The sequence below is a fragment of the Flavobacterium zepuense genome, from assembly GCF_007097145.1.
GTDB lineage: Bacteria > Bacteroidota > Bacteroidia > Flavobacteriales > Flavobacteriaceae > Flavobacterium > Flavobacterium zepuense.
In genome coordinates this window covers 1-10,061 of the sequence record NZ_VJVZ01000023.1, presented here as the reverse complement: position 1 = coordinate 10,061, position 10,061 = coordinate 1, and the positions used below count along the sequence as shown (strand labels likewise).

Sequence of the window (10,061 nt, the reverse complement as noted above, 5' to 3'; positions counted from 1 at the left end):
ATACAACAGGGATATTGCAACATACCTGAAAGACACTAAAAAAACGGTTGCCGTAACTGGTATGGTATTAGTACTGCCGGGAGAAGAATTGGCAAAAATTAAATCGGCTGATGCATACTACCTTTTAAACAGCCAGGATAAAAAATACACCATCGCACTTTATAAGGCCGGTAAAAAAACTGAAACTATTGAATTAGGGAGCGGTGTACCACTTGCCTATACCTTGGGCAAATTTTGTTGGGCTGTTGACGATAGGCAGCAATGGTACATTGGTGAGATCGTGGATGACAACAAGAGCTGTAAAGGCAACACCAAGAGCCATGTAAAGGATAAGGAAGATAAAAATTTATTTAAATTATAAGCAGCCATGAAAAAAATACTACTGCTACCGATGCTACTGCTTTTGGTTTTCTCGTGTGAGGAAATCTTATTGGAGGATGATATATCCGATGAAACTGTAAATTTGGTTGCTCCGGTAGACGATGCTGAATTTTATTCTACCGGCATAACATTTACCTGGGACCCTATAGAGAACGGCACCCAATACAGGATACAAATTGCCAGGCCCAATTTTACTGCGCCATTACAAATTATTACCGACAATGTTGTCGATACCACCTCGTTCACAACCCAGTTAAATGTTGGGGATTATGAGTGGCGCGTTAAGGCAGTAAACAGCGGATATGAAACGGCTTATTCCACCAGGTCATTAAAAGTATTGAGCAATGAAGATTTCCAAAATAATTCTGTAACACTGTCATTGCCTGCAAATAACACAATTACAAATGTCGCCTCACAAAATCTCATTTGGCAACCGGTAATTGGCGCTACCGGCTACCATATACAAATAGTAAATACCCAGTCTAGCACTTCGGTGTCAGAACAGGATACCAATGGGACTACATTTACTTATTTATTTCCCGAAGGGAGCTACCAGTGGAAAGTAAGGGCCGGCAATGGTGACCAAAATACATTATACTCATCGCGCACTATTTTAATAGACCTTACTGCCCCTAACACTCCCCAGCTAAATTTACCGGCTAACCTTACCAATACCTCAAATAACGATGTAACTTTTCAATGGAACAGGGTTGCTATTGCCGGAAGCGTCGAAAAAGACAGTATTTATATTTATAATAACAACACCCTTACTGATCTTGAATATAAAAACGAACAAACCAGCCCTTACAACACGGCTACCTTGGGAGATGGTACCTATTTTTGGTTTGTTAAAGCGTTTGATGCGGCCGGAAATGTAAGCCAGCAAAGCAGCGTATTTAGCTTTACGCTTAATTAAAAAGATGAAAAATAAAAGAAATACATACATACTATTAGCAGCGGTGCTCCTTATATGGGCTTTGCTGGTATACCAGTTTTTTTCTTTTACATCAGACGAAGCCATCCAGGAAGATGTCACTATAAATTTAAAGGTTAAGCCATTAGCTGTAAAAGAAAGGGACAGTATCTCTATTAATGTAAATTATCGCGATCCTTTCTTAGGCAAAGCCTATTTGCCGGTAGATCCTAATATACGAAAGGCCTTTATAAAGAAAAAGGCAATACCCAAAGAGCCGGTTAACTGGCCATCTGTGGTTTACAAAGGTATCGTGTCTGATAGTAAGGACAAAAAAAAAGTGTTTATGGTTATCATAAACGGGCAAACGTATCTGATGCACCAGAAAGATACTGAACAGCAAATTATCCTAAAAAATGGTAACCGGGAATACATAGATGTAACATACAAAGGGAACACGAATAAGATACTAATACAGCAATAAGTTGAAGATTAACTGGCAACATAAGTTACGCTCCGGTGCTTTACAATTTACTGTATTTATATCGGTAGTTATTGCTTTGGTCCTTGCCGGTGCCTTATTGCTTGCATACACACACCGCTTTTTTTTGGAACAATCTAAAGCTATTATAACTACTATCCAGTTAGCTGATACGGGTATTTCAGCACTGCTCGTAGAGAAAACCGCTACCCCTGATACTATTTTGCTAAATGTTCCTGACGTTCCTGACAGTCAAAAAGTGATAACCCATCTTTCGCATTGGGGCATTTTTGAAAAAGCATTTGTGAAGGCTACTCAAGGAAATAAAGAGTTTGTAAAATGTTGTTTAATTGGCAGTAGCATGACGGCAGAAAGTCGTCCCGCTTTATATCTTCAGGAAACGTTTAAACCGCTTGCTGTTGTGGGCGCTACACATATTGAAGGTAATGCTTATCTGCCCGAGCAGGGCCTTACTACGGGCAGTATTGCCGGACATAGCTATTACGGCAGCGAGATGATCTTTGGCGTGGTAAAAAAAAGCACTGATAGTTTACCTAAATTGAAATACGATTATAAGGCAGAGATTAACTATTACCTTAAAGAATTTGTGCCGGTAGCAGATAAAGGATTCATTCCGGTGCGGCCTAACTCCAATGTGATAAATTCCTTTAGAGACCCTGTAAAAGGGTATGTTTCGGAAGGCCCTATTGTATTAGCAGATATTACTCTAATCGGCAATATTGTAATACGGTCGGCCCAAAAAATAACGATACGAAGGACAGCGCTGCTAAAAGATATAATTATAAGTGCCCCTGTAATTATAATTGAAGATGGCGTTGATGGCAACTTTCAAGCAATCGCATCAGAAACTATAAAAGTGGGCAAAAATTGTCAACTACAATATCCTTCGGCACTTATTTTGTCATACGACGGCGTCCAAACCGGTGACGCAAATGACCTGTTCAGTAATAAAATAGCTGTAGATTCCGGTTCAACTGTTCGTGGATCGGTGTGTTACTTTGGCTCTCTCGCCGATTCTAATTTTAAGGCCAATGTCTACATAAGTAGTGACGTAACAATTAAAGGAGAGATTTATTGCCAAGGTAATTTGGAGCTTAGGGGAAAAGTAAAAGGAACGGTATATACTAATCAATTCATTACTAATGAGGGAGGCACGGTGTACGTAAACCATTTATACTGTGCTACCATAACAAACAAAGAGCTGCCAGAGAATTTTGGCGGTATATTGTTTGAAAACCAAACTAAATCGGTTATGAAATGGCTATATTAACAAAACTTAGGTCGGCAACTTTAATTGAGGCCCTTGTGGCTACAGTGCTTATTGTTGTAGTTTTTATTGTAGCCAGTTTGGTACTCAATAACCTGTTATTTAACTCCTTTTCACGTAACACACATGCTATAGAAAACAGGCTTTTTGAATTGGAATACAGTGCGCAACATAATACCATACAATTACCCTATTCTGAAGAGTTCAAAAACTGGCATGTTGAACTAATAAAACAAGAGTACCAAGGAAAACAATGGTTAAAAATTATGGCTGTAAAAAATGATAATAAGAACGAAATAACAAGAAACCGCTTATGTACGCTGCAAAACTAAAATCCTTTACACTCTCTGAAATGCTGGTGGTAATGATCATTACCGCCATTGTTGTGGGCATGGCCTTTAGTGTGCTTAGCCTGGTCCAAAAGCAGGTATATATTATTAAAAGGAATTTCGATAAAACAACAGAATTATCATTGCTGGAGCAAAGGCTTTGGCAGGACTTTAACTCGCATAACACCCTTAATTATCAAAATCAAAAATTAGTTGCTCTGTCAGATACTGACACAATAACCTATTCTTTTTCAGAAAGCTTTGTGTTGCGAAACACAGATACGATATATGCTAAATTACAAATAGAAAAGCTGTTATTTAATGGGCGTGAAGTAAAATCAGGATATACTGATGCAATTGGTATATCAGCAGAGGCGGAAATACCGGGATATTCATTTTTTGCTTTTTCCACTACCGATGCAACCCTAAATATGAATAAGGATGGCTTTTAAATTAGACAATATTCCGGCAGCGAAAGTTAAAAGTAATACCGGCAGTGATATTGAACGGCTACTAAAAAAAGAGATCACTCTTTTTGGTAGTGGGTTTAATAATAAAAAGAAACAATCTTTTTATCTGGAATTAGGTGTGCTGTTAAAAGCAGGCATTACGATTAAAGAAGCCCTGACACTTATCGTAGAATCCTTTAAAAAGCAGGCCGATAAAGAATTGTTTGAAACAGTTTTACAACAGGTTGTAAACGGAAAGCCCTTTTCAGATGCATTGTTTACTTCTAAACAGTTTTCTGAGTATGAATACCACTCGTTAAAAATTGGTGAAGAGACAGGTACTACTGCGCGCGTGTGCCAGGAGCTTGGGGTGTTCTTTGAACGCAAAAATGAGCAAAGACGCATTGTAATTGCTGCCCTTACCTATCCCGGAATAGTATTTTCTACAGCAATTTTAGTGGTGTTCTTCATGCTTAGTTATGTCGTACCCATGTTTGAAGGAATCTTTAAACAAAACCAAATGGAACTTCCTGCGCTTACCCGTATCATTATGAAGATGTCGACAATTACACAATCCTATGGGGTGATGATCTTTATCGTAATTATTGGTTTATTTTTTGCCAGCCGTTTTTTAAAGGACAATCATATCTATCGTAAAACCCTGCATTATTCAATGCTTAAGGTACCTATTTTAGGCCCTTTTACCGCCAAGGTTTACCTTGCGCAGTTCACACAGGCAGTAACATTATTAACATCATCCAAAGTGCCTATTCTTAACAGTATCCAGATGGTACGGCAAATGATACAGTTCGTTCCTTTGCAGGATGACCTGCAAAAAGTGGAAGAAGATATACTAAAAGGAAGCAGCCTTAGTGAAAGCCTGAAGCTAACCAGGCTTTTTGATCGCAGGATAATTTCCTTGGTCAAAGTAGCCGAGGAAACCAACCAAACCGAATATGTCTTTAACCAGCTTAATGAACAATATAATCAGGAAGTGATCCAACAATCCAAAGTAATGTCCACGGTTTTGGAACCTCTAATAATTTTATTTATTGGGGGTATTGTAGCTGTTTTGCTTGTTGCGATGTACTTACCTATGTTTCAATTGAGTAGTGCTATTGGGTAAATGTTAATCTTAACCCTTCAAGGTATTCTTAATCTCATTCATCCCCTTTTGCAATTGCAGAAACATCTCCGTAATTGATTCAGGGCTGATGTCATCAGGTGCAAATTCTTTTGTGGCTATGCTACAGTTGTATTCCCATATTTCTAAAACTTCGGAAATTTTGATCTCATAAGGCTTATAAAATGTATTGTCGGATTGCAGAGTTAGTTTTTTTGCTCCGCTACGGCTCAGCCTTTTGTAAACGATACCCTCGCTTTTGGTAAGCAGCACATAGGTCTTACCATCAATTACATCCCCTAAATTCTCAATATACCGGCTAACGATAAAGGAACCATCTTTATGAGGCGGCATGGAATCCCCCTCTACAGGGAATGCCCTGAACTTGCCATTTTTCACAAAAGGTAGGGTAAGGTGTTGCAGGCTTTCTATAAATTCCGGGTCACTGTAACTCGATAAATAACCGGCTTTAGCCTTATGCGATATTACCTCAATGACATTATCACCATTGGAGTCTACAGAGATGGGTAGCAATATCCTGTTATCGTCCAGCTTAAGTAGTTTCTCAAAATCTACCTTACGGACATCGACCGAGAGTAGCAGGTCAATGCTGCAATGGTAATATCGGGATAGTTTGAGCAACGCATCATGCGGTGCTTCACTATAGCCCAATTCATACTTGGCGTAGTTGGAACGCGGGATGCCGGTGGCCTCCGCCACCTTATCCTGGGAGACTTTTTTCTGCGTGCGCAGAAACCGGATATTATCTGAAAATAAGGACATAACGATTTTGTTCCGAATTAGAACAGCAAAGATATGTTTTTATGTTCCAATACGGACTAATTTTGTCAGGTATTAAATGAGGTGATCATGGACAGGGCAATTGTACATATGGACTTGGATACATTCTTTGTATCCTGTGAGCGGCTAACCAACTCTAAATTAGAGGGTATCCCGCTCGTTATCGGTGGTGGTGACCGTGGCGTGGTTGCTTCATGTTCCTATGAAGCCCGTATCTTCGGGGTCCGTTCTGCAATGCCCATGAAGATGGCCCTGCGCCTTTGCCCGCAGGCAAAAGTGATTAAAGGTGACATGGAACTCTACTCAAAATTGTCCAATACCGTTACCCAGGTCATTGAAGAAAAAGCGCCGCTGATGGAAAAAGCGAGCATCGATGAACATTACCTTGACATCTCAGGCATCGATAAATTTCACGGTTCTTACAAATGGACGAGCGAACTCGCGGCATCCGTGACCAGAGAAACAGGCCTGCCGATAAGCTTCGCTTTATCCGTGAACAAAACCGTTTCAAAAATTGCAACCGGTGAGGGTAAGCCTAAAGGCAACCTGCAAATTTCCGAGAATATGGTGCGCCCATTCCTAAACCCCTTATCCATCCGCAAGATCCCCATGGTGGGTGAGGCTACCTTCACCCTGCTCTCGCGTATCGGCATCCGGAATATTGAAACGCTTTCTGAAATGCCTGCCGAGGTCTTGCAGCAGATAATCGGCAAGAACGGTGCTGAGCTTTGGCGAAAAGCCAACGGTATTGACCTAAGCCCTGTAGAACCCTACAGGGAACGCAAATCCTTATCGACCGACCAGACCTTCCATGAGGATACCACCGACATCGTTTTCCTTAAAAGCATATTAGCGGGCATGGTTGAAAAGCTCGCGTTTAAGCTACGCTCTGAGCAGTGGCTAACCTCTACTGTGGTGGTGAGTATTAAATATTCGAACTTTGATACGGAGACAAAACAATGTAAGGTGCCTTATACCTCGGCAGACCATACTTTGGTGCGTGTAGTGAAAGAACTCTTTGACAGGTTGTACCAGCGCCGTATGACCCTGCGCAAAGTGGGCATACAGTTTGGCGGGCTGGTGCGCGGAACTTACCAGATCAACATATTCGAGGACACACAGGAAATGATGGCACTCTACCAGGCGATGGATAAGATGAAAAAGCGCTTTGGTTTTGATGCCGTGGCGCGTGGTGCCGGTATTATTTTAAAGTGTAAGTAGATGTACCTCAATTGCCATTCCTACCACAGCCTGCGCTACGGCACCATTCCTTTGCAGGATCTGGTACATCTGGCCGCTGCCTGCAAAGTTTCGGCAATGGCGCTCACTGATATCAATACGGTAACGGGTATCTATGATTTTATAAAATTCTGTAAAGCGGCAGGTATTAAACCACTTGTAGGTATAGAGTTCCGTTGCGACCACAAATTGTGTTACATTGGCCTTGCGAAAAACTGCCAAGGGCTTGGCGAGATGAACCGCTTTCTGACCAGGCACAATTTCGATGATACCCCACTACCACTTATTGCACCGGTTTTCGAAAATGTAATTATCATTTACCCGTTGGATAATGCCCCGGCTGTTCTACAGGATTATGAGTACATCGGTATCAGGCCGGACGAATTGTTGCTTTTGTTCCATGAAAAATGGAACAGCAGGCTGGATAAAATGGTGGCTTTGCAACCGGTAACCGTTCGGGGCAAGGAAGAATTCAACCTTCATAAAATACTTCGCGCCATTGACCTGAATATTCTGGGTTCAATGCTTAAGGAAAATGATTATTGCAATGCCTCTGAGATGATGGTTCCACAGGAGGCATTATTGGAAAATTATAGCAACTATCCTTCGATCACTAATAATACGCAAAACGTAATTGACCAGTGCCATTTTGAATATGAATTTGGCATCCCGCGCAATAAGAAATACTACACCGAAAACCGGAAAACCGATATCCAGCTTTTAACACGGCTGGCTGAGCAAGGCATGGTCAAAAAATATGGGGCTCACAATGCCGCTGCCAAAGCCCGTGTTGCCAGGGAACTAAAGGTTATTGATGAACTTGAATTCAGTGGCTATTTCTTAATCACCTGGGATATCATACGGTATAGCAACAGTATCGGCTTTATGCACGTAGGCCGTGGCAGTGGTGCGAACAGTATTATCGCGTATTGTTTAGGGATTACCGCTATTTGCCCTTTGGAACTGGACCTGTATTTTGAGCGTTTTTTGAACCTGAACCGCAAGAGCCCGCCGGATTTCGATATTGACTGGAGCTGGAAAGAACGCGACACCATCCTGCAATATATTTTCGACCGCTATGGAGCCGACCACGTTGCTTTTTGCGGCACCAACGTCGAGTTTAAATACCGCTCGATATTTCGCGAAGTAGGTAAAGTCTTCGGCCTGCCTAAAGAGGAACTGGATATGCTGGCGACCAAACCAATGGATACCCATGACAAAAACAAACGGGTGCGGCAGGTACACAAGTATGGCAAAATGCTGGCGAAGTTCCCAAACCAGCGCAGTATGCATTCCTGCGGTATTATTATTTCCGAAGAGCCAATTACCAACTTTACAACACTTGAAATGCCGCCAAAGGGCTTCCCTATTGTGCAGTTCGATATGCATGTGGCAGAAGACATCGGCTTTGAAAAGTTCGATATCCTGAGCCAGCGCGGCCTCGGCCATATTGATGAGGCGGTACGCATCATTGAAAAGAACCGGGGTGTAAAAGTCGATATTAGGGACACCAGTATCTGTATCGATGAAGCAAAATGCAATGAATACCTGAGCAAAGGCTGGACCATCGGCAATTTTTACATTGAAAGCCCTGCCATGCGTGGCCTGCTCCGTAGGCTACTTTGTAAAAGCTACAAGGTACTGGTGGCGGCTTCGTCCATTATCCGCCCCGGTGTGGCGCAAAGCGGGATGATGACCGAGTATATCTTCCGCCATAACAACCCCGATAAATTTGAATACTTCCATAAAGTATTTGAAAAGCAGCTCGGTGAAACATACGGCATCATGGTGTACCAGGAAGATGTGATCAAGATCGCCTTGCACTACGGCGGCCTACCGGCTGAGGATGGTGACATATTACGCCGTGCCATGAGCGGTAAAGGGCGTTCTAAAGAAGCGCTGCAAAAAGTGAAAGACCATTTTATTGAATGCTGTGCTGCGCAGGGTCATCCGCTGGAACTGAGCCAGGAGATCTACCGACAGATCGAATCCTTTGCCGGGTATTCGTTTTGTAAGGCGCATTCTGCTTCCTATGCGGTAGAAAGCTATCAAAGCCTGTACCTGAAAGTGTATTATCCTGTCGAATTTATGGTCGCGGTCATCAACAACCAGGGCGGCTTTTACCGTACGGAGGTTTATGTACATGAGGCGCGAATGTCGGGAGCTGTCATCCATAACCCCTGCGTTAATAAAAGCGAAAATGAAGCCACGCTTTATGGTGTTGATGCCTATCTCGGGTTCATGCACCTTGACGGGTTGGAAAGCAAATTGGCAAGTGCCATCATTGAAGAGCGCCAGCGTAATGGTGATTACCTTTCGCTTGAAGATTTCATTAACCGTATGCCCATTGGCATTGAAAGCATCCAGACACTCATTTTTATAGGCGCGTTCCGCTTTACCGGCAAAACCAAGAACCAATTACTGGTTATTGCGCGGCTGATCCTTTCAAATTTCAAACCTGAAGACCGCGCCATAAAGCTGATCCAGGAACCGGTTAAAGAATACAAATTACCGGCATTGGAACGCTCTGCCTTCGAGGATGCCTTTGATGAGATCGAGCTGCTGGGCTTTCCCGTATCCTGTTCGCCATTTGACCTGTTACAAACCCGCTCGCGAGGTAATGTGATGGCAAAGGACCTGCTAAACTTCCATAAAAAGCAGGTACGCATGATCGCTTACCTGGTATCCCGTAAGCATGTGCCGACCGTGCGCGGTGAAATGTATTTTGGGACCTGGGTTGATGTGAACGGGGAATTCTTCGATACTGCCCATTTCAATAATGTCCTGAAAACATATCCTTTTCAGGGGCCGGGATGTTACCTGCTTTTAGGGAACGTGGAAGTAGACTACCATTTTCCAACCATCACCATTACCAAAATGGCAAAGCTTCCCTTTATCCCTGATCCGCGTTATTCAAATGCCAATGAGCGGCAATATGAGGCGCACGGGCAGCTTCGCGAGGATATCAGCATGACCGACCGCGCCCCATATCCTCAGGAACAGGCAATTGGCCTGCCACGCCATAAAATGAAAAAAGTTTAAATTTGCCTTATAATT

The 10,061-nt window shown here is 42.6% G+C and carries 9 protein-coding genes and 1 pseudogene; 9 read left to right on the top strand and 1 reads right to left on the bottom strand.

The window, feature by feature from the left end:
• The 7 genes and pseudogenes from FMM05_RS21055 to FMM05_RS20640 form a co-directional block, all read left to right on the top strand.
• A pseudogene (locus FMM05_RS21055) lies at positions 1–361 on the top strand (hypothetical protein); the annotation flags it as partial.
• Between the two features lie 6 nt (positions 362–367).
• Positions 368–1,297 carry a hypothetical protein gene (locus FMM05_RS20665; protein ID WP_143375329.1) on the top strand — a complete coding sequence of 310 codons (930 nt, stop codon included), beginning with the start codon at positions 368–370 and terminating at the stop codon, positions 1,295–1,297.
• A 4-nt stretch (positions 1,298–1,301) separates the two neighbouring features.
• Complete coding sequence (locus FMM05_RS20660; protein ID WP_143375328.1) at positions 1,302–1,778, top strand: hypothetical protein; 477 nt, start codon at positions 1,302–1,304, stop codon at positions 1,776–1,778.
• Between the two features lies 1 nt (position 1,779).
• A complete protein-coding gene (locus FMM05_RS20655) occupies positions 1,780–3,066 on the top strand; it encodes a bactofilin family protein (RefSeq protein WP_143375327.1) in 1,287 nt (428 codons plus the stop codon).
• Positions 3,054–3,395: a hypothetical protein gene (locus FMM05_RS20650; RefSeq protein ID WP_143375326.1), complete on the top strand. Its 342-nt coding sequence runs from the start codon at positions 3,054–3,056 to the stop codon at positions 3,393–3,395. Before FMM05_RS20655 ends, FMM05_RS20650 begins: the two co-directional genes overlap by 13 nt.
• A complete protein-coding gene (locus FMM05_RS20645; protein WP_143375325.1) occupies positions 3,377–3,844 on the top strand; it encodes a PulJ/GspJ family protein in 468 nt (155 codons plus the stop codon). Before FMM05_RS20650 ends, FMM05_RS20645 begins: the two co-directional genes overlap by 19 nt.
• The gene (locus FMM05_RS20640) at positions 3,834–4,967 is read left to right on the top strand and encodes a type II secretion system F family protein (protein WP_143375324.1); all 1,134 of its coding nucleotides are present in this window, start codon (positions 3,834–3,836) and stop codon (positions 4,965–4,967) included. The genes FMM05_RS20645 and FMM05_RS20640 overlap by 11 nt, the downstream gene beginning before the upstream one ends.
• Positions 4,968–4,976: 9 nt before the next feature.
• Here FMM05_RS20640 and FMM05_RS20635 read toward each other — a convergent pair whose 3' ends face one another.
• The gene (locus FMM05_RS20635) at positions 4,977–5,747 is read right to left on the bottom strand and encodes an XRE family transcriptional regulator (protein WP_143375323.1); all 771 of its coding nucleotides are present in this window, start codon (positions 5,745–5,747) and stop codon (positions 4,977–4,979) included.
• Between the two features lie 87 nt (positions 5,748–5,834).
• Between FMM05_RS20635 and dinB the strand changes: the two genes are divergently transcribed.
• Entirely contained in the window at positions 5,835–6,986 is a 1,152-nt protein-coding gene (gene dinB / locus FMM05_RS20630) for a DNA polymerase IV (RefSeq protein WP_143375322.1), read from the top strand.
• Positions 6,987–10,046, top strand: a complete 3,060-nt coding sequence (locus FMM05_RS20625) for a DNA polymerase III subunit alpha (RefSeq protein WP_143375321.1) — start codon at positions 6,987–6,989, stop codon at positions 10,044–10,046.
• The last annotated feature ends 15 nt before the right edge of the window (positions 10,047–10,061 follow it).